The sequence below is a fragment of the Phenylobacterium sp. VNQ135 genome, assembly GCF_049445735.1.
Taxonomy (GTDB): domain Bacteria; phylum Pseudomonadota; class Alphaproteobacteria; order Caulobacterales; family Caulobacteraceae; genus Phenylobacterium.
This window is the reverse complement of record NZ_JBMSDS010000002.1, coordinates 731,611-752,221: the sequence shown is the minus strand read 5'-3', so window position 1 is coordinate 752,221 and position 20,611 is coordinate 731,611. Positions and strand designations below refer to the sequence as shown.

Genomic DNA, 20,611 nt, shown 5'->3' with positions numbered 1-20,611 from the left:
GCGGGGAAGGCAAGGGCAAAAGGCTGGTCATGAGCAAGGCCAAGTCCCTCGGGTTCAGCCCCGACCGTCTCGTCCGGATCGACCGGTTCCTGCAGGAGAAGTACATCGCCACAGGCCGGCTGCCCTGCGCCCAGTTCCTGCTGGAGCGGAAGGGAGAGACCGTCCACCAGAGCTTGCTCGGCCAGCAGGACCCCGAGCGCGGCGTGAGCCTCGCCGAGGACACGGTCTTCCGCATCTATTCCATGACCAAGCCGGTCACGAGCGTGGCGCTGATGCAGCTCGTGGAGGAAGGCGCGGTCGCCCTGGACGATCCGGTGGCCAGGCACATCCCCGAGTGGGCCAACCTCGGCGTGTTCCAGGCCGGCGCGGGCCCCTACATGACGACGACGCCCGCGCGGCCGATGCAGGTGGTGGACCTGCTCAGGCACACGTCCGGCCTCACCTACGGCTTCCAGAACCGCACCAACATCGATGCGGCCTACCGCAAGCAGAACCTCGACGCGATCTTCGGCGACCTCGACCTTGAAGGCATGATCCAGGCGCTGGCCAAGCTGCCGCTGGAGTTCTCCCCAGGGGAGGCCTGGAATTATTCGGTCTCGACAGACGTGGTCGGCTACCTGGTGCAGAAGCTCACCGGCCGGCCGCTGGCCGACGCGCTGAAGGAACGCATCTTCGATCCCCTGGAGATGGTCGACACGGGCTTCTCCGTCCGCGAGGACCAGCGGAGCCGCTTCGCCGCCTGCTACGAGGCGCTGCCCGGCGGCGGCAAGAGGCTGCAGGACGACCCCACGACCAGCCCGTTCCTGGGCGCGCCCAAGCTGGTCTCGGGCGGCGGCGGCCTGGTCTCGACGGCCGCCGACTACATGCGCTTCGCCCGCATGCTGCTGAACGGCGGCGAGCTGGACGGCGCGCGCATCCTTGCGCCGAAGACCATCCGGCTGATGGCCTCGAACCATCTTCCGGGCGGCGCCGACCTCACCCAGGTTTCGCGCTCGCTGTTCTCGGAGAGCACCAACGCCGGCATCGGCTTCGGCCTGGGCTTCGCCGTCGTGTTCGACCCGCCGAAGACCCTGATCCCCTGTTCGGAGGGCGAGTTCTACTGGGGCGGCATGGCCTCGACGGCGTTCTGGGTCGATCCGGTCGAGGAGGTCACGGCGGTGTTCATGACCCAGCTCATCCCGTCGTCCACCTATGCGATCCGGCGCGAGCTCAGGACGCTCACCTACGCCGCGCTCATGGAGAGCAACGCCCGGTAGACGAGGATCAGGCGGTCTCGCCTTCCTCGATCGGCAGCGCTAGGCCGGTGTCGGCCGCCTCGCCTTCCACCTTGTCGGCGGTGGGCAGCATGCGAGCCTTCCGCCAACCGCCCCAGCGGTAGTAGCCGGCGGCGAGCGTGACCATCACGATGCTGCCGACCGGGAAGCTCCACCAGACCGCGTCGGCGCCCAGGCTGGGCTGCAGCGCCGTGGCGAACGGCACCCGCACGACCCACAGCGCGATGATCATGGCCAGCAGCGGCGGCCAGACTGCGCCGGTGGCCCGCACCACGCCGTTGAAGATGAAGGCGACGCCGAAGGGGATGAAGCCCCACAGCGCAATCGCGTTGATCCGCGAGGCGATCGGCAGGGCCTCGCTGCCGGCCGGCAGGAAGGCGTGCATCACCAGCGGCTTGGCAAGCTCGAGGATGATGACGAGCACCGTCGTGCCGATGGCCGCGAAGATCACCCCCTTGCGGGCAACCTCGGCCACCCGGTCCATGCGGCCGGCGCCGACGTTCTGGGCGCACATGGTCGAGACCGCCGCGCCCAGGGCCATGGCGGGCATCTGCACATAGGTCCAGATCTGCACGGCCGCGCCGTAGGCCGCCGCCGTATGCGCGCCGAAGCCGTTCACCAGGCTCATCATGGTGACGGCGGCGAGGCTGATGACCATCATCTGGAAGGCCATCGGCAGTCCCTTGAACACCAGGGTGCGGATGATGGTGAGATCCGGGCGCAGCAGGTGGAACTCGCCCGGCCGCAGCACCAGGATCGACTTCCTCCGGTAGAGGTATGTCAGCAGCGCCAAGAGCGTCACCGCCTGGGCGATCAGGGTCGCGGTGGCCGATCCGGCAATGCCGAGCCGTGGCAGCGGCCCCACGCCCAAGATCAGCAGCGGGTTGAACGCGACGTCCAGCAGGACCAGCACGATGGAGAACAGGAACGGCGTGCGGCTGTCGCCCGTGCCCCGCTGGGCCATCATCAGGAAGGCGGTGAAGTAGACGAGCGGCAGGGCGATGAAGATCACGCTGAGGTAGGCGACGGCTTCGGCGCGAGCCTCCCCGGGCGTGCCCATGGCGTCGAGGATCGCCGGGGTCAGCAGCACGCCGGCCAGGCCCACGAGGCTGGACGCCACGGCGAAGAACAGGGTGCAGGCGCCGACCACCTTCTTGGCCATCGCCTCGTCGCGGGCGCCGACCGCCTGGCCGATCAGGATGTTCGCGGCCATGGTCAGGCCGAACATGGCCCCCAGCATGAGGAAGAAGATCTGGTTCGCGTTGGAGATCGCCGCGAGCGCCGACTCGCCCAGGGTGTGGCTGACCCAGACGGCGTTTGCCGACCCGTTGATGGACTGCAGGACGTTGGAGCCCAGGAGCGGCAGGGCGAAAAGGATCAGCGTCTTGCCGATGGGCCCCGCCGTCAGGTCCGGACCGCGCCGGCCCATGGCTCCCGTCCGTCCCTGCACCGCCGCCTCCCCCAAGGTCTGGACCCGGGCGCATAAGCCCGCTGGTCCGAAGAATCCATACCGATATTGCGGAAATCGGCCGACCTCCCCGGGCGCTGCGACGGAAGACCGCGCGCACCCTGCAGGGTTGAGCGGCCGGCGTTTCGCTGTAAGTACGGCCGACGAGGGGTGAACTCGGTTCTACTCGCGGCGGGGGCGCCGCAAAGCGAACGACCAGAAAGGCCGCATGAAGATCCTGATCACCGGCGGAGCCGGCTTCATCGGGTCGGCGGTGATCCGCCGGGCTATCCACGACGGCCACGAGGTGGTGAACCTCGATGCGCTGACCTATTCCGCCAACCTGGAGAACGTCGCCTCGGTCGAGGGCCACCCGGGTTACGCGTTCGAGCAGGCCGACATCTGCGACCGCGCCCGCCTCGAGGCGATCTTCGCCGGGCACAGGCCCGACGCGGTGATGCACCTGGCCGCTGAAAGCCATGTGGACCGCTCGGTCGAAGGGCCGATCGACTTCGTGCAGACGAACGTCATGGGCACCGCAGTGCTGCTGGAGGTCGCCCGCGCCTACTGGGCGAAGCTCGAGGAGCCCGCGAAGTCGGCGTTCCGCTTCCACCACGTCTCGACCGACGAGGTGTTCGGGGCGCTGGGCGAGGACGGCGAGTTCACCGAAGAGACGCCCTACGATCCCACCTCCCCCTATTCGGCGTCCAAGGCCGCCGCCGACCATCTGGTGCGCGCCTGGGGCCGGACCTACGGCCTGCCCGTGGTGATCACCAACTGCTCGAACAACTACGGCCCCTACCAATTCCCGGAGAAGCTGATCCCGACGGTGATCACGCGGGCGCTGGAGGGCAAGTCGATCCCGGTCTACGGCGACGGCCGGCAGGTGCGGGACTGGCTGCACGTGGACGACCACGCCGACGCCCTGCTGACGGTGCTGAAGACAGGCCGGCTGCACGAGACCTATGCGATCGGCGGCGACGCCGACCACCGCAACATCGAGGTCGTGCGGATGATCTGCGCGGAGCTGGACAAGGTCGCCCCCGGCAACACCGCCCACGCCGAGAAGATCGAGTTCGTCACCGATCGGCCGGCGCACGACTTCCGCTACGCCATCGACGCCTCGAAGGTCGAGCGCGAGCTCGGCTGGAGGCCGAAGGTGACCCTGGACCAGGGCCTGGCCGAGACGGTCCGCTGGTACGTCGAGAACTACGACTGGGTCGAGCGCATCCGCCAGCGCGGTTTCCATTCCGAGCGGCTGGGGCTGGTGAAGGCGTGAGCGTCCGCGCCCTGATGTTCGGGACCACCGGGCAGCTTGCCCGCGAGGTCCTTCGCCAGGCCGAGGCGCACGGGGTGAAGGTGACGGCGCTGTCGCGGGCCGAGGCCGATCTGGCCGATGCCGAGGCCTGCGCCCGCCGGGTCGCCGAGCACCGGCCCGACCTGGTGATCCTGGCGGCCGCCTATACCGCTGTGGACCTCGCCGAGACCGAGGGCGTACTGGCGAGACGCGTGAACGCAGAAGCGCCCGGCGCCATCGCCCACGCCTGCGCTTCGGCCGGCGCGGCGCTGGTCCACTTCTCGACCGACTATGTGTTCGACGGGACCAAGGGCGCGCCCTACCGCGTCGAGGACGCCCCGAACCCGCTGAACGCCTACGGCGAGACCAAGTTGGAAGGCGAGCGCAAGGTGCTGGACGCCTGCCCGCGCGCCGTCGTGATCCGCACCTCCTGGGTGGTCTCGGCCCACGGCAAGAACTTCGTGAAGACCATGCTGAGGCTCGCCCACGAAGGACAGCCGCTGAAGGTTGTCGACGACCAGTTCGGCCGTCCGACCAGCGCGGCCGACCTGGCGGCCTTCACGCTCTCGCAGGCGCGCCGGTGGACCGAGGCTCCGTGTGGCGATCCAGCCTTCGGCCTGCACCACTTCGCCAACGCGGGCGAAACGACCTGGCGCGGCTTCGCGCAGGGCGTCTTCGACCTGGCCCTGGGCTCGGGCGCCCCTGAGGTCGGGGCGCAGAAGACCGCCGAGCGGCCCTCCCCGGCCACGCGGCCTCTCCGGGGCACGCTCGACACCACGCGCACCGAGGCCGTGTTCGGCGTCCAGATCCGTCCATGGCGCGCGGCGCTGGCCGAGATCGTCGCGGACCTGCAGTCCCAAACCGAGGCGACCCCCGCATGAGGCGCGGCATCATCCTGGCGGGGGGCGCTGGCACGCGCCTGCATCCGCTGACCTTGGCGGTCTCCAAGCAGCTGCTGCCGGTCTACGACAAGCCGATGATCTACTATCCGCTGTCGGTCCTGATGCTGGCCGGCGTGCGCGAGATCCTGATCATCACCACGCCCGAGGACCAGCCGGCCTTCAAGCGCCTGCTGGGCGAGGGGACCCAGTTCGGCGTGCGGTTCGAATATGTGGTGCAGCCGACGCCGGGCGGTCTGGCCGAGGCCTATCTGCTGGGCGAGGACTTCGTCGGCGGCGAGCCGAGCGTGATGATCCTGGGCGACAACATCTTCTTCGGCCAGCACTTCGGCCAGATGCTCAACCGGGCCGGCGAGCGCAGCGAAGGCGCGACGGTCTTCGGCTATCCGGTGCACGACCCGGAGCGATACGGCGTCGTCGAGCTCACCTCGGACGGCCGGGCCCTCTCCATCGAGGAGAAGCCGGCGAAGCCCAAGTCCAACTACGCCGTGACCGGCCTCTACTTCTACGACGGCCGCGCCAGCGAGATCGCCAAGACCCTGACCCGTTCGGCCCGCGGCGAGCTGGAGATCACCGCCCTCAACCAGGTCTACCTCGAAGAGGGCAAGCTGCACGTCGAACTGCTGGGCCGTGGCTTCGCCTGGGAGGACGCAGGCACCCACGACAGCCTGATCCAGGCCGGCGAGCTGATCCGCACCTTCGAGCAGCGCCAGGGCCTGCGCATCGGCTGTCTCGAGGAGATCGCCTATCAGCAGGGCTGGATCGGCCGCGACGAGCTGATCAAGGTCGCCGACCTCCAGGCCAAGAGCGAATACGGCCGGTACCTGCGCGAGCTCGCCGAGAAGCCTCCCGGCGAACCCGCCGAGTAGGCGTCAGGCCTTGGCGAGGCGGCTCTTGGCTCGCCCGTAAACCAGGTAGACGACGATCCCGAGCGCATTCCAGATCAGGAAGTTGCGCATGGTGGTCAGCGGCAGGCTAGTGAACAGCCAGATGCAGCCCACGATGGCCAGGGCGCCCACCAGCCACCACAGCGGCGTGCGGAACGGACGCTGGGCCTCCGGGGCCCGCCGACGCAGGATCATCATGCAAGCCGCCGTGGCGATGAAGGCCAGCAGGGTCCCGGCGTTCGCCAGGGCGGCGATCTCGTCCAGCGGGAAGGCCCCGGCGATCGCGGCGGCCACCACGCCCGTGAAGATGGTGACGAACACCGGCACGCCGCGGCCGCTGACCTTGGCGAGGCCGGTGGGCAGCAGGCCGTCGCGGGCCATGGCGAAGAAGATCCGGCTCTGGCCGAACATGAAGGCCATGATCACCGTCGGCAGCGCCACGAAGGCCGCGGCGGCCATCATGCCGGCGGCCAGAGGCTGGCCCAGGGTGCGGAGCACCAGCGCCAGCGGCTCCTCGCTCTTGGCCAGTTCGGCGGCCGGCATCGCGCCCAGGGCCGCCCCGGCCACCGCCATGTAGATGAGCGTGCAGGCGGCCATCGAGCCGACGATGCCGATGGTGAGGTCCCGGCCCGGGTTCTTCGCCTCTTCGGCCGCGGTGGAGATCGCGTCGAAGCCGTAGAAGGCGAAGAAGATGATCGCCGCGGCCGCCGCGACGCCGACCCGCGTGCCGTCGGCGTTGGTGGTCGGCCAGAAGCCGTTCGGCATGAAGGGTTCGTAGTTGCCGGCGTTGAACGCCATGAAGGCGATGACCACGAACACCGCCAGGGCGATCAGCTTCAGCACCACCAGCACGAAGTTCACGTTGGCGCTCTCGCGGGTGCCCGCCAGCAGCAGGCCGGCGACCGCCAGGGAGATGAAGACGGCCGGCAGATTCACGAGCCCGCCTGCGTGCGGTCCGGCGATCAGCGCCTGCGGAAGGTCGAGGCCGGCCTGGTTCTGGAGGAAGCCCACGGCATAGGCGCTCCAGCCCACCGACACCGCGCTGCAGACCACGGTGTATTCCAGGATCAGGCTCCAGCCGACGATCCAGGCCAGGAGCTCGCCCAGCACGGTGTACGAATAGGTATAGGCGCTGCCGGCCGCCGGCATCATCGTGGCCATCTCGGCATAGGCGAGGGCCGCGCAGGCGCAGATCGCGCCGGCGATGACGAAGGAGAGGATCACCGCGGGGCCCGCGAGACCCGCGCCAACGCCCGTGAGCGTCAGGATGCCGGTGCCGACGATCGCGCCCACGCCCAGCGCCACGAGATGCGGCCAGCTCAAGGTGCGGCGGAGCGCATGCCCGCCTTCCTGCACCTGCGAGGCCGAGATCGGCTTGCGCCGCGTGATGAAGCTCATGGGGTCCCTCCCGGTGGAAACGGGACCATGCCGAGCATGCTCGCACTGGACAAGCCTCGCCACGATGCGTCGACTCCGGCGCACGGATCTTGCGCCGGAGTCCCGAGGCGTCGGTCGATTTCAGCCCCCTGCCGGAGACCCCCGCCGGCGCACGGATCGTGACCGAGAAGCAACGCTCCTGATCAACGTTCAGGGATCGTGTCTAAACGCTGTTCAGAAATATTCGTGCAACGTGGTTCTGCTGGGTTAGGGTACCGCGAATTCAGGGACCGGACCGAAGCCCCAGGAAGGGGCCACGGCCTTGGGAGGAGATTGGGATGACGAAAGCACGCGTTTCCGTGCTGGGCCTGCTGGCCAGCGCAGGCATGCTCTATGGCTGCGCCACTGACGATCAGGCCGCGAGCGCGCTGACGAATGCGGCGAATGTGGCGGCGGTGGAAACCGCTTCGGCCGCGACGCCGGCGACGATCGACAACTTCATGCTGCCGGACGAGACCCTGATGGGTCACGAGCTGTACCGGCTGGCCGACGCCAAGGCGATCGTGATCATCACCCAGGCCAACGGCTGCCCGATCTCGCGCAGCCTGGCCCCGGCCGTGCGCGAGCTGAAGGCCAAGTACGCGGGCCAGGGCGTCGAGTTCCTGATGCTGAACTCGGCCCTGCAGGACAGCCGCGAGGCGGTGGCCAAGGAAGCCGCCGAGTTCAATTTCGACGTGCCGGTCCTGCTCGACTCCAACCAGCTGGTGGGCGAACAGCTCGGCGTGACCCGCACCGGCGAGTTCTTCGTCGTCGACCCGAAGACCTGGAAGGTCGTCTATCGCGGTCCGCTGGACGACCGCCGCGACTACGGCGTGCAGAAGGCCGTGGCCACGCACAGCTGGACCGCCGACGCCATCGACGCGACCATCGCCGGCCGTCCGGCCCTGGCCTCCAACAAGCAATCGCCGGGCTGCCTGATCGACTTCCCCGAGCGGGCGAAGAAGGCTCAGCACACGAAGATCTCCTACGCCAAGGACGTGGCCCCGATCCTCGAGGCCAAGTGCGTCGGCTGCCACCAGCCGGGCTCCATCGGGCCGTTCTCGATGACCAGCTACGAGATGGTGAAGGGCTTCTCGCCGATGATCCGCGAGGTGATCCGCACCGACCGGATGCCGCCCTGGAACGCCGACCCGCACGTCGGGCAGTTCAAGGACGACAAGAGCCTGACGAAGGCCGAGATCAAGACCCTGGTGCACTGGATCGAAGCCGGCGCGCCGCGCGGCGACGGGCCCGACCCGCTGGCCAAGCAGCGCCAGGCGGTGTCGGACTGGCCGCTGGGCAAGCCGGACCTCATCCTGGACATCCCGTCCTACAAGATCCCCGCCTCGGGCGTGGTCGAGTACCAGCGACCGGCGGTGGCCAACCCGCTGACGGAAGGCAAGTGGATCAAGGCCTCGACCTACAAGATCGGTTCGCGCCAGGGCGTGCACCACTATCTGTCGGGCTACATCAAGGAGATGCCGAAGCCGGGCGAGCAGGCCAACGAGACGCGCTGGGGCGCGGGCGTCGGCGGCTACGCGGTGGGCGCTGAATCCACCTTCTGGCCGACCAACGTCGGCACCTACCTGCCCCCGGGCGGCGGCGTGGCCTTCCAGGCCCACTATACGCCCTATGGCAAGGAAGACCTCGAGAAGTCCCAGATCGGGCTCTACTTCTACAAGGACAACGAGCTTCCCGATCTGATGATGCGGAGCACGGTGGTGGTCGACAACACCATCGTCATTCCGGCGGGCGAGGCGCGCCACAAGGAAACGGCCTACGTCGAGTTCCCCAAGGAGGCGCTGCTCTATTCGGCCTTCCCGCACGCCCACTACCGCGGCTACGCCTCGGACCTCTGGATCGAGTATCCGGACGGCTCGAAGAAGATGCTGCTGTCCATGCCGCGCTACGATTTCAACTGGCAGCGCGAGTACACCTTCGCCGAGCCGGTGAAGGTGCCGGCGGGCTCCAAGCTCGTGGCCCATTACTGGTACGACAACTCGAAGCGGAACCCGGCCAACCCCGACGCGACCAAGGAAGTCGTCTGGGGCGACCAGTCCTTCGAGGAGATGTTCTACACCGCGCTTCGCTTCCGCTGGACGGACGAGACCGCGAAGAACCAGGTCAACTACGACGAACTGATGAACCAGACCCGCATGATGGGCATGCTGGACGACAACCTCGACGGCAAGCTGCAGAAGGCGGAGCTGAAGGGTCAGTTCGGCAAGCAGCTGGCGGGCTTCTTCGGCCAGATCGACCGCGACTCCTCTGGCGCGATCGAGAAGACCGAGCTGGCGGCGGTGCAGCAGATGCTGTTCCAGCGCCGGCGCCAGGCCGAGCAGCAACAGCAGGCGGCGAGCCCCGGCGGCCGCCGCTAGGCTGAAGCCAGCGAATGAAGGCAAGGGCCTCGCGGGCGACCGCGGGGCCCTTTCTCTTTCGCCTACTCCATCCAGATGTCGTGGATGTCGCCCTTGCGGTTCAGCATGCGCACGGCGCGCTTCACCACGGCGATCAGGCGCTCGCGGCGGGCGTCCTGGTCATAGGTCATCGCGCCGCGGGCCAAGCCCTCCAGGAGGAAGCGACCGAGGTCGCGGCTGGTCTGGAAGCGGGGGTCGGCGCCGGCCTGCACCATGGCCCCGAACCGGTCGCCGCCGAGCTGGGCATGGTCGAAGGCGCTCTGCGCCGTGAGCAGGCGATCGGCCAGCATGGGATCGGTGCGGGCCGCCGCCTCCAGTTCGGCGAAGGCGATGAACGGCGTCTCGTGCAGCAGCGCCCAGTAGCTGTCGATGGCGTGCTCGGCGGCGTCGACGCCGGGCGGCGGGGAGGCGGCCGTCTGCTCCAGAAGGCGCGCGCGGTTCAGCTCGATGTGCGCGATGGCCGCCTCGACCAGCTCCTCGCGCGTCGCGAAATGGTAGAGCATGGCGCCCCGCGTCAGCCCCGCGGCGTCGGCGATCACGGCGTTGGTGGCCGCGGCATAGCCGATCTCGGCGAAGAGGCGCATCGCCGCGTCGAGAATGCGCGCGCGCGTCCGCTGCGACTTCGGCGTCGCCTTCGCGGGATAGGTTCGGGCGTCCATCGGACCCAATGTTCTGGCGACCTGGGGGAGGGGTCTGCTCTCTGGAGTATCCCCTACCAGCACAAGGGAAACCGGCGCCATAGTTTCAAGGGGGTTCACGGGACTGACACGCAATCAGCCTAGCGGCTAGGCGAACCCACGGCCGCAAGGGGCGCAAGTTGAGCGATCCAGGTCTCCGTCGCTTCCGCACAGTCTTCCTGTCCGACATCCATCTGGGCACCCGCGGCTGTCAGGCCGAGCTGTTGCTGGACTTCATCCGCCACATGGAGTGCGACCACCTCTACCTGGTCGGCGACATCGTCGACGGCTGGAAGATGAAGAGCGGCTGGTACTGGCCGCAGAGCCACAATGACGTGGTGCAGAAGTTCCTGCGGCTGGCCCGCAAGGGCGTCACCGTCACCTACGTTCCCGGCAACCACGACGACCGGATCCGCGACTTCTGCGGCGTGCATTTCGGCGGCGTGGTGGTGGCCAGGGACGCGATCCACGAGACGGCGGATGGGCGCCGGTTCCTGGTCACCCACGGCGACGAGTTCGACGGGATCGTGCAGCACGCCCGCTGGCTGGCCTTCGTGGGCGACTGGGCCTACCGGACCATCCTGGCGGCCAACACCCTGACCAACCGCGTGCGCCGGCGACTGGGCTTCGGCTACTGGAGCTTCTCGGCCTTCCTGAAGCAGCGGGTGAAGAGTTCGCTGCAGTTCATCGAGAACTTCGAGCAGGCCGTCGCGGCCGAAGCGCGCCGGCGCGGCGTCGACGGGGTGATCTGCGGCCACATCCACAAGGCCGAGATGCGCGACATCGACGGCGTCGCCTACATCAACGACGGCGACTGGGTGGAGAGCTGCACCGCCCTGGTCGAGCACCCCGACGGCCGGCTGGAGATCCTGGAATGGGCCAAGCTGCGGTCCTGGTCCGTGATCGACCGGCGGGCCGCCCTGCCCGATCTGGCCCCCGAGCCGCTGGCCGCCTGAAGCTGCGCCACCTCACGTTGACTTGCCGCCGCAACTCGTGACAGTGGCCCTGCCATGAGGACCCCCTCCGCCAGCCAGCGCGACCGCCAGCGGGAGGAGACGCGCGAGCAGATCCTTCGCGCCGTGGGCGCCCAGCTCGAGACCCGCTCGCTGGAAGACCTGAGCTTCGCCGAGATCGCGCGCGACGCCGGCGTCGGCGAGCGCACCGTCTATCGCCACTTCCCGACCAAAGAAGCCCTGCTCGGCGCCTTCTGGGCCTGGATGCAGACCCAGGCGATGGGCGAGGCCGAGCGGATCAAGCCCGACCGGTCGGACCGGCGGTTGCGCGAGGCGATCACCGCGCCGCGCGACGCCCAGCGGCCGATGCGGATCCTTCTCGCCACCGACGCCTGGGAGCCGCAGGTCAACGGCGTGGTCCGCACCCTGACCCGGGTCGTTCAGGAGCTGCGCGAAATGGGCCACACGGTGGAGGTGATCCACCCGGGCATGTTCAAGACCTTCCCGCTGCCGACCTACGCCGAAATCAAGGTCGCCATCGGGGTCTACGAGCCGGTGCAGGAGCGCTTCAAGGCGTTCGAGCCCGAGGCCATCCACATCGCCACCGAGGGGCCGATCGGCCTGGCGGCGCGGCGCATTTGCGTGGAATGGAAGCTGCCGTTCACGACCAGCTATCACACCCGCTTCCCCGAGTACGTGTCGGCCCGCCTGCCGCTGCCGCTGGCCGCCGGCTATGCGTACATGAAGTGGTTCCACAAGCCGTCGGGCCGGCTGATGGTGGCGACGCCCACCATGCGTGACGAGCTCACTCGGCACGGCTTCCGCAACATCTCGGCCTGGTCGCGGGGCGTGGACACCGAGACCTTCCGGCCGCGCGAGGCGGATGAGCCGGACGTGTTCGAGGGATTGGCTCGCCCGGTCTTCCTCTACGTCGGCCGCGTCGCCGTGGAGAAGAACATCGAGGCCTTCCTCAGCCTCGACCTCCCGGGAACCAAGGTCGTGGTCGGGCCCGGTCCCCAGCTCGAAGAACTGAAGGCGAAATACCCGAAGGCGGTGTTCACCGGGCCCAAGTCGGGCCAGGACCTCGCCAGCGCCTACGCCTGCGCCGACGTCTTCGTCTTCCCATCTCTCACCGACACCTTCGGGCTGGTGATCCTGGAAGCGATGGCCTCGGGAACCCCGGTCGCCGCCTATCCCGCGCCGGGTCCCATCGACCTGATCCCGGGCTCGGGCGCGGGCGCGCTCGCAGCCTCCGCCACCGAGGGCCTCAAGGACGCCTGCCTCGAAGCGCTGAAGCTCGATCGCAAGGGCGTGCGCCGCTTCGCCGAGGGCTTCTCGTGGCGGGCGTGCGCCGAGGACTTCGTCCGCAACCTGCAGCCCTATCCCGAGCCGCAGAAGACCCGGTTCTGGCGCCGTCTCCGCAGGCTTGCCCGCGTCCGACGCCGTAGGCCCGAGATCGCCTAGATCACCAGTCGAACTGGGCGCGGAGCTGGAAGGTCTTCACATCGACGTCGGAGACCGGCGCCCGTAGCTCGTTCTGAGAGATGGAATAGTTCGCCATCACCCGCATGTAGGGGTGCAGGTACCAGTTGGCTCCGAAGGTCCACCCGGAGTACTCGCCGGCGTTGGGCGTGCCGACGTCGGTCAGGTCGGCGCTGTCGTAGCGCACCGCCAGCTCCAGCGCCCCGGCGCCGCCCTGGGTCACCGGTCGCTTGACCTTCACGCGGCCGAACTGGCCCTGATCGGCCTGGTAGCGGCGGGACTCCCCCGTGGGAAACCAGCTCGCGAAGACATACCAGACCTGCACGTCGTCCTCGGCGTCCGCGATGCGCTCCACGTGCGCGTTGGCCCACTCGCCCTGCACAGACCAGGCCTTGTGCACCAGGGCGCCTTCGAGGCCGACCTGGGTGTCGCGCACGCCGACGCCGCCCGTCGTCAGATAGCGCGAACCGAAGTTCGTGTTGTTGCGCACCCCGTAGCTGTAGTTCGACTGATCCGCCCGATCGCGCCGGCGCACCCAGGCGCCCAGATGGGCCTGGGTGTCGCCGGAGACGATCGGCGCATAGGTGACCCGGCCGCCGAAGCCGTACTGCTCCTGCGAGCCGGTCGGGCGGTCCGAGGGCACGCTCGGGTTGTTGATGTTGTCGCCCAGCGCAAAGACCGAGGCCGTCCAGGTCTTGCCGTTCAGCCGCCCCTGCAGGTTCAGCGTGCGCCCCACGCCCAGCACGTCGGTGAACGGCCCGCGCTCCATGAAGGTCGTGTAGGTGTCCGAGGTCATGTTCTCGAGGCCGACCGTCTTGAAGTGGCCCGCGGTGAAGGTTGCCCCCTTCGCGGGGCTGTACTCCACGTAGACGTCTTCCCAGTTGGACTGCTCCAGGCCGAAATCGCCTTCGACGACGAACGACAGGTGGTCGCCGTAGCTCCCCTGCACGCCGACGCGGGCCATCCGCACCCGGCCATCCTCGAGGTCTTCGTCAGCCCCTGTCTCGCGGTCGACGTCCTGCCAGACCTGATCCAGGAAGATCCGGCCCCGGGGCTTGATCTTCAGTTCGCCGAACTGGAACTCCGGCGCGCCCTTGTAGGTCTTGGAGGCGTCCTGCGCCGACGCGGCGGCGCCGAGGCCCAGGGCCAGCACGAGACCGGCGCAGCCGGCTTTCAAAGGGGTCTTGGCGATCATAGGCGTCTCGGCTCCCTGCGTGCCGCGCGAAGATGCGACGCTAAGACCAAGATTCAACGACGGGAGCGCGTCAGTTCGATGAAGCTCTTGTGACAGTGGTGGTGGCGTCTCCCGCATGGGCGATGTAGAGCCGTCCGTCCGTACACGGCGCCAAGGCGCCGCATCCGAGGGGCCAAGGGATGCTCAGCTGGTTCAACGCCATCATGCCGAAGGAAGGCGGGTTCTTCGACCTGTTCGAAGCCCACGCGCGCACCATCTGCGGCGGCGCCGGCGCCTTGCGCGAGCTGCTGGACGGCGGCGACCGGGTGCCGGAGCTGTGCGCCCAGATCGCCCGGCACGAGGAAGCCGCCGACGAGGTCACGCGCGAGGTGATGCTGGCGGTCCGGCGGACCTTCATCACCCCCTTCGACCGAAGCGACATCCGCAATCTGATCGGTTCGATGGATGACGCCGTCGACCAGATGCACAAGACCGCCAAGGCCGTGACGCTGTTCGAGGTGCGCGCCTTCGAGCCCGACATGGTCCGCCTCGGGGACATCATCGTGCGAACCGCCGACCTGACGGCCGAGGCCGTCCCCCTGCTCCGGCAGATGAAGTCCAACGCCCAGCGGCTCAACGGCATCACCGAGGAGATCACGCGGCTGGAGGAGCAGTCGGACCACCTCTACGACGACGGCATGAAGGCGCTCTACCGCGGCCCCGCCCGGCAGGACGCCATGGCCTTCATCGTCGGCGGCGAGATCTACGACCACCTGGAGAAGGTGGTCGACCGGCTCGAAGACGTGGCCAACCGGATCAGCGGCGTGCTGATCGAACACCTCTAGAGGCGCGCGCTCGTGGACTTCGGCGGCATGAGCCTTGTCCTGATCCTGCTGATCGGGATCGCGCTGGCGTTCGACTTCCTGAACGGCCTGCACGATGCGGCCAATTCCATCGCGACCATCGTCTCCACGCGCGTGCTGTCGGCGCGATGGGCGGTCGTCTGGGCCGCCTTCTTCAATTTCATCGCCTTCCTGTTCTTCGGCCTGCATGTGGCCAACACGATCGGCAAGGGCATCCTGCAGCCGGGGATCATCTCGGACGCCGTGATCTTCGGAGCGCTGGGCGGGGCGATCTTCTGGAACGTGCTGACGTGGCTGCTGGGCATCCCGTCGTCCAGCTCGCACGCGCTCATCGGCGGGCTGCTGGGCGCCGGCATCGCCAAAGCGGGCCTCGACCCCATCGTCTGGGGCGGCGTGCTGAAGACCGTCTCCGGCATCGTCGTCTCGCCGGCCCTGGGCTTCGGCCTCGCGCTGGTGCTGGTCCTGATCGCCTCATGGACCTTCGTGAAGGCGACGCCCGCCCTTGCGGACTCCGTTTTCCGCAAGCTGCAGTTCGTCTCCGCCGCCCTGTTCTCGCTGGGCCACGGCGGCAACGACGCCCAGAAGACCATGGGGATCATCGCCGTGCTGCTCTACTCGCACGGACATCTGGGCGGCGAATTCCATGTGCCCTTCTGGGTGGTGATCACCTGCCAGGCGGCCCTGGGCCTGGGCACCCTCTTCGGCGGCTGGCGCATCGTTCACACCATGGGCTCGAAGATCACCAAGCTGACGCCGCAGCAGGGCTTCTGCGCCGAGACCGGCGGGGCGATCTCGCTCTTCTTCTTCACCCACCTGGGCATCCCGGTCTCGACCACCCACACCATCACCGGCGCGATCGTCGGCGTGGGCGCGGCGCGGCGCGTGTCCGCCGTCCGCTGGGGCGTGGCCAAGAACATCGTCTGGGCCTGGATCGTTACGATTCCGATGGCGGGCCTGACCGGTGCGCTGTTCTACTTCCTGGCTCGCCTCCTCGACCGGACGTTCGGGTGACATGGACAAGACCGCCGAGCGCCTGAGACCCGAGCCGGACCGCGAGCCCAAGACCCAGTACGCCGCCTTGCCGTGGCGCCGGACGCCGGCCGGCGTCGAGGTGCTGCTGATCACCTCGCGGGAGACGAAGCGGTGGGTCATCCCCAAGGGGTGGCCGATCAAGAAGCTGAAGCCCCCCGCCTCGGCCGCCCAGGAGGCCATGGAGGAGGCCGGCGTCGCCGGGCCCACCAGCCGCAAGGCGATCGGCGTCTATCACTATGACAAGCGCCTGCGCAGCGGCCGCACGCAGCACGTCCGCGTCCTGGTGTTCGCCCTGGAAGTCGCCGAGCTGAAGGACGCCTGGCCCGAGCAGCACCAGCGCGAGCGCCGTTGGGCGACCCCCGCCGAGGCCGCCGGACTGGTCGACGAGAAGGAGCTGAAGAAGCTCCTCGCCGGCTTCGCGCCCTAGCTAGAGCAGCCGGCTCCGCATCGCCTGCGACAGCAGGTCGATCAGCGACACGGCCACGATGATCACGATCACGATCGCCGAGAGCTGGTGGTAGGCGAAGCCGTTGATGCTGTCGAACAGCAGGCGGCCGATCCCGCCCGCGCCGATCAGGCCCAGCACGGTGGCCGAGCGCGAGTTCGATTCGAAGCGGTACAGCGCATAGCTGGTCCACAGGGGCGCCACCTGCGGGATCACGCCCCAGATGATCTCGTGCAGCTTGCCGGCGCCGGTGGCCCGGACGCCTTCGACCGGTCCCTTGTCGATGGATTCGACGGCCTCGGAGAACAGCTTGGCGAGCACCGCGCCGGTATTGATGGCCAGGGCCATCACCCCGGCGAAGGGCCCCAGGCCCACCGCCACCAGGAACAGCGTCCCCAACACGAGGTCGGGGATCGACCGCAGGAAGTTCATCATCAGCCGCATCGGCTGTTGCAGCCACACCGGCGAGATGTTGCGCGAGCAGGCGAGGCCGAACGGCACCGCCACGATAACGGCCAACGCCGTGCCCCACAGCGCGATCTGGATCGTCAGCCACATCTGGGCGACGTAGGTGCGCCACTCAGTGAAGTCGGGACGCAGCAGGTCGGCGCCGTAGAGACGCATGTTCTCGGAGTTGGTGAACAGGCGGGTGAAGTTGCCCACCTCGACCGGCTTGAAGCTGATCAGCAGCAGAAGGATCACCGCGCCCCAGACCAGGAGGTCCGGACCACGCTGGACGAGGCTGCGGGTGGGCGGCGGCGGAACCGCGGAAGAGGCTGCGGTCATCTTACGGAGCCGGCGAGGTGGCGCGGCGCTGCGCGGCGGCGGCCGTGACCTTGTCGAAGGCGGCCTGCGCCTTGGCGATACGGCCCTGGTCGCCCGAGCGGCGGGCTTCGGCCAGCCCCTCGGCGGCCTCCATCTCGCGCACCGGGTCGAGGTAGCTGTCGTCGGCGGCGCGGAAGCCGCCGTAGGCCAGGCCCTGCAGCACCTTGCGCTGCTTCTCGCCGACCGCGTCCTCGCCCGTGCCATAGGTCAGGAAGAACTGACGGATCTTCTCCTTCAGCGCCGGATCCAGGTCCTTGCGCACGACGATGGAGCTTTCGGGCAGCGGCGGCGACTGCCAGATCACCTCGATGCGGTCGGCGATCTCGGGCTTCTGGCGCCGGTTGAACAGCAGGCCCACGGTGTTGTTCGTGGCCACGTCCAGAACGCCGGTGCCGACCGAGAGCACGTTGGCCTCATGGCTCGCCGAGCGGACGGCCTTGAAGCACTTGGCGGGGTCGACGCCCCGCGGCGTGAAGAGGTAGGCCATCGGAGCCAGCGTGCCCGAGGTGGACTGGGCGTCGCCGATGCCGAAGTTCAGGCTGCGGTCGCACTGCAGGACCTTGTCCAGGGTGATGCCGCTGCCCTTGCGCACGATGAGGACCGACTTGTAGGTCGCCTCGCCGCCGGCATCGACCACGCGGCCCAGCACCTCGCCGTTGGCCCGCTCCGTGGCGCGCAGCGCCGGGGCGGCCGAGAACCAGCCCATCTGCACCTGGTTGAAGCGCATCGCCTCGACCATGGCCGTGTAGTTGGAGATGAAGAACGGCTTCACCGGCACGCCGATCTGGGCCGACATGTCGTCCAGCAGCGGCTGCCACAGGGGCGCCATGGACGCCTGGCCCTCAGCGGGCAGGATCGCGAAGGTCAGCTCCTTGGGCGTGCCGCCCGCGGGCGCGGCGGCGTCCTTGTTGTCGCCACAGCCGGCGAGGGCCAGGGCGGCTACGAGCGTGGCGCCGATGAGGGTGCGGCGGATCATTGGGGCGCTCCTTCCCAGAAGACGTCCTCGAATTCGGGGCCGTAGATTTCGATGAGGCGCGGCTTGTCGAGGCCGCTGGGCGGGCCGTCATAGACCACCTTGCCCGCCTTCAGGGCGACCACCCGCTCGCAGTAGCGCAGGGCGTAGTCCACCTGGTGCAGGGTGACGATGACGGTCAGGCCGTCGCTGGCGTTCAGCTCGCGCAGGATCTCCATCACCCGGCGGGCGGAGACGGGGTCGAGCGAAGCGACCGGCTCGTCGGCGAGGATGATCTTGGCCTTCTGCACCAGGGCGCGGGCTATGGCGCCCCGCTGCTGCTGGCCGCCCGAGAGGGTGTTGGCGCGCTGACCGGCGTAGTCGGCGAGGCCGAAGCGGTGCAGCGCGGCCATCACCGCCTGCTTGGTTTCCGCAGGCCACAAGCCGAACAGGCCCTGGATGGCCCCGATGCGCCCCAGCGAGCCCAGCGCGACGTTGGTGAAGAGCGTGAGGCGGCCCACCAGGTTGAACTGCTGGAAGATCATGCCGATGCGGGTGCGGACCTTGCGCACGCCGCCGCCGACGCGGCCGTTTTCCTGCACGGGGGAATCGAAGGCGGTGATGACGCCGCCCGTATCGAGCGTCTGGAGAGCGCTGATCGAGCGCAGCAGCGTGGACTTGCCCGAGCCCGACGGCCCGATCAGCGCGATCATCTCGCCCTTGCGAACGTCCAGAGAAACCCCGTCGAGCGCACGGCGCTGACCGAAGGTCTTGGAGGCGTTCCGTATCGACAGAACGGCGGCTTCGGTCATCAGGTGGTGGCGCTTTCCCCGTGGCGTCGTCGCGAGGGCGGGAACCTTGAAGTTCCGCGCGGGCTCGCGAGGCGCTTCATGGCATGGCCGCCGGGGCGCGGTCTAGCGCGCAACGCGTGCGATGTCGCCGCAGAGGCTTTCCAGGAACTCGCGGCCCAAAAGTCCAGCAGAAACAGGAGGCCGGCCGGCGACGGCGCCGTGTAGCGACGAGAGGGCGCGCCGCTTTACCTTCGACTGTACTGGGTCTGACGCGCCACAGGGCCAAGGTTAAATATCGTTGTTCGGTATAGCGACCGCCCGTCGCACGTCCTTCGCACTTTACATCGGGGTCAGATGACCCTATTTGCGCGGCTTCCGGCGGACCCGAAGTCCTAAAAAGCGCTGCTAACGCCGGTCTGGGTTCAACAATCCGTTGGGGGTTGCGTGAGGTGCAGACGTACCATACGCCCCTGGACCTGGTCCGCGAGCGGTCCCCGGAGCGTCCTGTCGCCCTTGTGCGACCGGGCGTGGTGGCCGTAGCGGCGCGCTGGTTCCAGGACAATTTTCAAGGCGACGTTTTTTACGCAGTGAAGGCGAACCCTTCGCCGTGGGTCATCGAGACCCTCGCGCAGAGCGGCGTGAATTCGTTCGATGTGGCCTCGGTCCCCGAGATCGAGCTGGTGTCGCGGCACGCTCCGGGCTCGCGCATGGCGTTCATGCACCCGGTGAAGAGCCGGCGCGCGATCGCCCAGGCCTACTTCGACCACGGCGTGAAGACCTTCGCCCTCGACACCCATGAGGAGCTGCAGAAGATCCTCGATGCCACGGGCGGCGCCGACGACCTGTCGCTGATCGTCCGCCTGGGTGTGTCGGCGGAAGGCGCGTCCTACTCGCTGTCGGGTAAGTTCGGCGTCGACATGTGGGAGGCCCCGAGCCTCCTGCTGGCCGCGCGCCGCGCCACCCAGGACCGCATGGGCGTCAGCTTCCACGTGGGCAGCCAATGCATGCGTCCCACCGCGTACCAGGCGGCGATGGCCCAGGCGAACCGCGCCATCGTGCGCGCGGGCGTCATGGTCGACGTGGTGGACGTGGGCGGCGGCTTCCCGTCGGTCTATCCGGGGATGATCCCGCCGGACATGAGCGACTACGCCGACTCGATCCATCGCGGCTTCGCCGAGATGAACGTCCACGAGGACACTGAGCTGTGGTGCGAGCCCGGCCGGGCCCTGGTGGCCGAGTCGACCTCGATCCTGACCAAGGTGGAGCTCCGCAAGGGCGACGCGCTGTACCTCAACGACGGCAGCTACGGCTCGCTGTTCGATGCGGCGCACGTGAAGTGGCCCTTTCCGGTGAAGCTGTTCCGCGGCGAAGGCGACGAGGCCCAGGAAGTCGAAGGCCCGCTGAAGCCCTACCGCTTCTACGGCCCGACCTGCGACAGCCTCGATCACATGCCCGGTCCGTTCTGGCTGCCCGAGGACATCCGCGAGGGCGATTACGTCGAGATCGGCATGCTGGGCGCCTACGGGATCGCGATGAACACCCGCTTCAACGGCTTCGGCGACGCCGAGACCGTCGAGGTGGGCGACGCGCCCATGGCCTCCATGTTCGGTCTGGCCGGCCGTTCCATCCGCCTGCCGCGCGAGCGCCAGGAGGAGGAGCGCAAGGTCGTCCGCCTGTCGCGTCCGAAGGGCGCGGCCGGCAAGAAGGGCCGCAAGCGGTAACAACCCGCAGGGTTCAAGTGTTATAGGCGCGGCCGGTCGCTCCGTCCCGGTCGCGCCTT

The 20,611-nt window shown here is 68.5% G+C and carries 18 protein-coding genes and 1 pseudogene; 12 read left to right on the top strand and 7 right to left on the bottom strand.

Translation table 11 applies throughout. The annotated features are described in order from the left end of the window. Positions 1-29 precede the first annotated feature (29 nt). Positions 30-1,256 (top strand): serine hydrolase domain-containing protein, encoded by a 1,227-nt coding sequence (locus ACO2Q0_RS09520; RefSeq protein ID WP_423351254.1) that lies wholly within the window; start codon positions 30-32, stop codon positions 1,254-1,256. Positions 1,257-1,263: 7 nt separating this feature from the next. Here ACO2Q0_RS09520 and ACO2Q0_RS09515 read toward each other — a convergent pair whose 3' ends face one another. Further along, entirely contained in the window at positions 1,264-2,703 is a 1,440-nt protein-coding gene (locus ACO2Q0_RS09515; protein ID WP_423351253.1) for an MATE family efflux transporter, read from the bottom strand. Between the two features lie 247 nt (positions 2,704-2,950). Between ACO2Q0_RS09515 and rfbB the strand changes: the two genes are divergently transcribed. The 3 genes from rfbB to rfbA are packed head-to-tail and all read left to right on the top strand — an operon-like array spanning position 2,951 to position 5,786. Beyond that, positions 2,951-4,000, top strand: a complete 1,050-nt coding sequence (gene rfbB, locus ACO2Q0_RS09510) for a dTDP-glucose 4,6-dehydratase (RefSeq protein ID WP_423351252.1) — start codon at positions 2,951-2,953, stop codon at positions 3,998-4,000. After that, on the top strand, positions 3,997-4,899 hold the full coding sequence (rfbD, locus tag ACO2Q0_RS09505) for a dTDP-4-dehydrorhamnose reductase (protein ID WP_423351251.1): 903 nt from the start codon (positions 3,997-3,999) through the stop codon (positions 4,897-4,899). The genes rfbB and rfbD overlap by 4 nt, the downstream gene beginning before the upstream one ends. Then, positions 4,896-5,786, top strand: a complete 891-nt coding sequence (gene rfbA / locus ACO2Q0_RS09500) for a glucose-1-phosphate thymidylyltransferase RfbA (protein ID WP_423351250.1) — start codon at positions 4,896-4,898, stop codon at positions 5,784-5,786. The genes rfbD and rfbA overlap by 4 nt, the downstream gene beginning before the upstream one ends. Positions 5,787-5,789: 3 nt before the next feature. Here rfbA and ACO2Q0_RS09495 read toward each other — a convergent pair whose 3' ends face one another. Beyond that, positions 5,790-7,202 (bottom strand): amino acid permease, encoded by a 1,413-nt coding sequence (locus tag ACO2Q0_RS09495; RefSeq protein WP_423351249.1) that lies wholly within the window; start codon positions 7,200-7,202, stop codon positions 5,790-5,792. A 317-nt stretch (positions 7,203-7,519) separates the two neighbouring features. Between ACO2Q0_RS09495 and ACO2Q0_RS09490 the strand changes: the two genes are divergently transcribed. After that, entirely contained in the window at positions 7,520-9,598 is a 2,079-nt protein-coding gene (locus ACO2Q0_RS09490) for a redoxin family protein (RefSeq protein WP_423351248.1), read from the top strand. 62 nt (positions 9,599-9,660) lie between these two features. Here ACO2Q0_RS09490 and ACO2Q0_RS09485 read toward each other — a convergent pair whose 3' ends face one another. Continuing rightward, entirely contained in the window at positions 9,661-10,296 is a 636-nt protein-coding gene (locus tag ACO2Q0_RS09485) for a TetR/AcrR family transcriptional regulator (protein ID WP_423351247.1), read from the bottom strand. A gap of 158 nt (positions 10,297-10,454) precedes the next feature. On the opposite strand from ACO2Q0_RS09485, the gene ACO2Q0_RS09480 reads away from it, so the two are divergent. The 3 genes and pseudogenes from ACO2Q0_RS09480 (at position 10,455) to ACO2Q0_RS09470 (ending at position 12,731) form a co-directional block, all read left to right on the top strand. Next, positions 10,455-11,270 carry a UDP-2,3-diacylglucosamine diphosphatase gene (locus ACO2Q0_RS09480; RefSeq protein ID WP_423351246.1) on the top strand — a complete coding sequence of 272 codons (816 nt, stop codon included), beginning with the start codon at positions 10,455-10,457 and terminating at the stop codon, positions 11,268-11,270. Between the two features lie 54 nt (positions 11,271-11,324). After that, positions 11,325-11,507, top strand: a pseudogene (locus ACO2Q0_RS09475) (TetR/AcrR family transcriptional regulator); the annotation flags it as partial. 126 nt (positions 11,508-11,633) lie between these two features. Beyond that, on the top strand, positions 11,634-12,731 hold the full coding sequence (locus ACO2Q0_RS09470) for a glycosyltransferase family 4 protein (RefSeq protein ID WP_423351593.1): 1,098 nt from the start codon (positions 11,634-11,636) through the stop codon (positions 12,729-12,731). A 1-nt stretch (position 12,732) separates the two neighbouring features. Here ACO2Q0_RS09470 and ACO2Q0_RS09465 read toward each other — a convergent pair whose 3' ends face one another. Then, positions 12,733-13,944, bottom strand: a complete 1,212-nt coding sequence (locus tag ACO2Q0_RS09465) for an OprO/OprP family phosphate-selective porin (RefSeq protein ID WP_423351245.1) — start codon at positions 13,942-13,944, stop codon at positions 12,733-12,735. A gap of 179 nt (positions 13,945-14,123) precedes the next feature. Here ACO2Q0_RS09465 and ACO2Q0_RS09460 point away from each other — a divergent pair, with 179 nt between their 5' ends. From ACO2Q0_RS09460 to ACO2Q0_RS09450, 3 genes are read left to right on the top strand one after another with little or no spacing between them, the layout of a single operon-like run. Beyond that, a complete protein-coding gene (locus tag ACO2Q0_RS09460; RefSeq protein ID WP_423351244.1) occupies positions 14,124-14,768 on the top strand; it encodes a DUF47 domain-containing protein in 645 nt (214 codons plus the stop codon). Positions 14,769-14,795: 27 nt separating this feature from the next. Beyond that, complete coding sequence (locus ACO2Q0_RS09455; protein WP_423351243.1) at positions 14,796-15,797, top strand: inorganic phosphate transporter; 1,002 nt, start codon at positions 14,796-14,798, stop codon at positions 15,795-15,797. Between the two features lies 1 nt (position 15,798). Next, positions 15,799-16,245 (top strand): NUDIX hydrolase, encoded by a 447-nt coding sequence (locus ACO2Q0_RS09450; protein WP_423351242.1) that lies wholly within the window; start codon positions 15,799-15,801, stop codon positions 16,243-16,245. Here the strand turns inward: ACO2Q0_RS09450 and phnE are convergent, their stop codons facing one another. From phnE to phnC, 3 genes are read right to left on the bottom strand one after another with little or no spacing between them, the layout of a single operon-like run. Then, complete coding sequence (phnE, locus tag ACO2Q0_RS09445) at positions 16,246-17,049, bottom strand: phosphonate ABC transporter, permease protein PhnE (RefSeq protein ID WP_423351241.1); 804 nt, start codon at positions 17,047-17,049, stop codon at positions 16,246-16,248. Between the two features lies 1 nt (position 17,050). Continuing rightward, on the bottom strand, positions 17,051-18,064 hold the full coding sequence (gene phnD, locus ACO2Q0_RS09440) for a phosphate/phosphite/phosphonate ABC transporter substrate-binding protein (protein WP_423351240.1): 1,014 nt from the start codon (positions 18,062-18,064) through the stop codon (positions 17,051-17,053). Next, positions 18,061-18,852 carry a phosphonate ABC transporter ATP-binding protein gene (gene phnC, locus ACO2Q0_RS09435; protein ID WP_423351239.1) on the bottom strand — a complete coding sequence of 264 codons (792 nt, stop codon included), beginning with the start codon at positions 18,850-18,852 and terminating at the stop codon, positions 18,061-18,063. Before phnC ends, phnD begins: the two co-directional genes overlap by 4 nt. 428 nt (positions 18,853-19,280) lie before the next feature. Between phnC and ACO2Q0_RS09430 the strand changes: the two genes are divergently transcribed. Next, the gene (locus ACO2Q0_RS09430) at positions 19,281-20,552 is read left to right on the top strand and encodes a type III PLP-dependent enzyme (RefSeq protein ID WP_423351238.1); all 1,272 of its coding nucleotides are present in this window, start codon (positions 19,281-19,283) and stop codon (positions 20,550-20,552) included. The last annotated feature ends 59 nt before the right edge of the window (positions 20,553-20,611 follow it).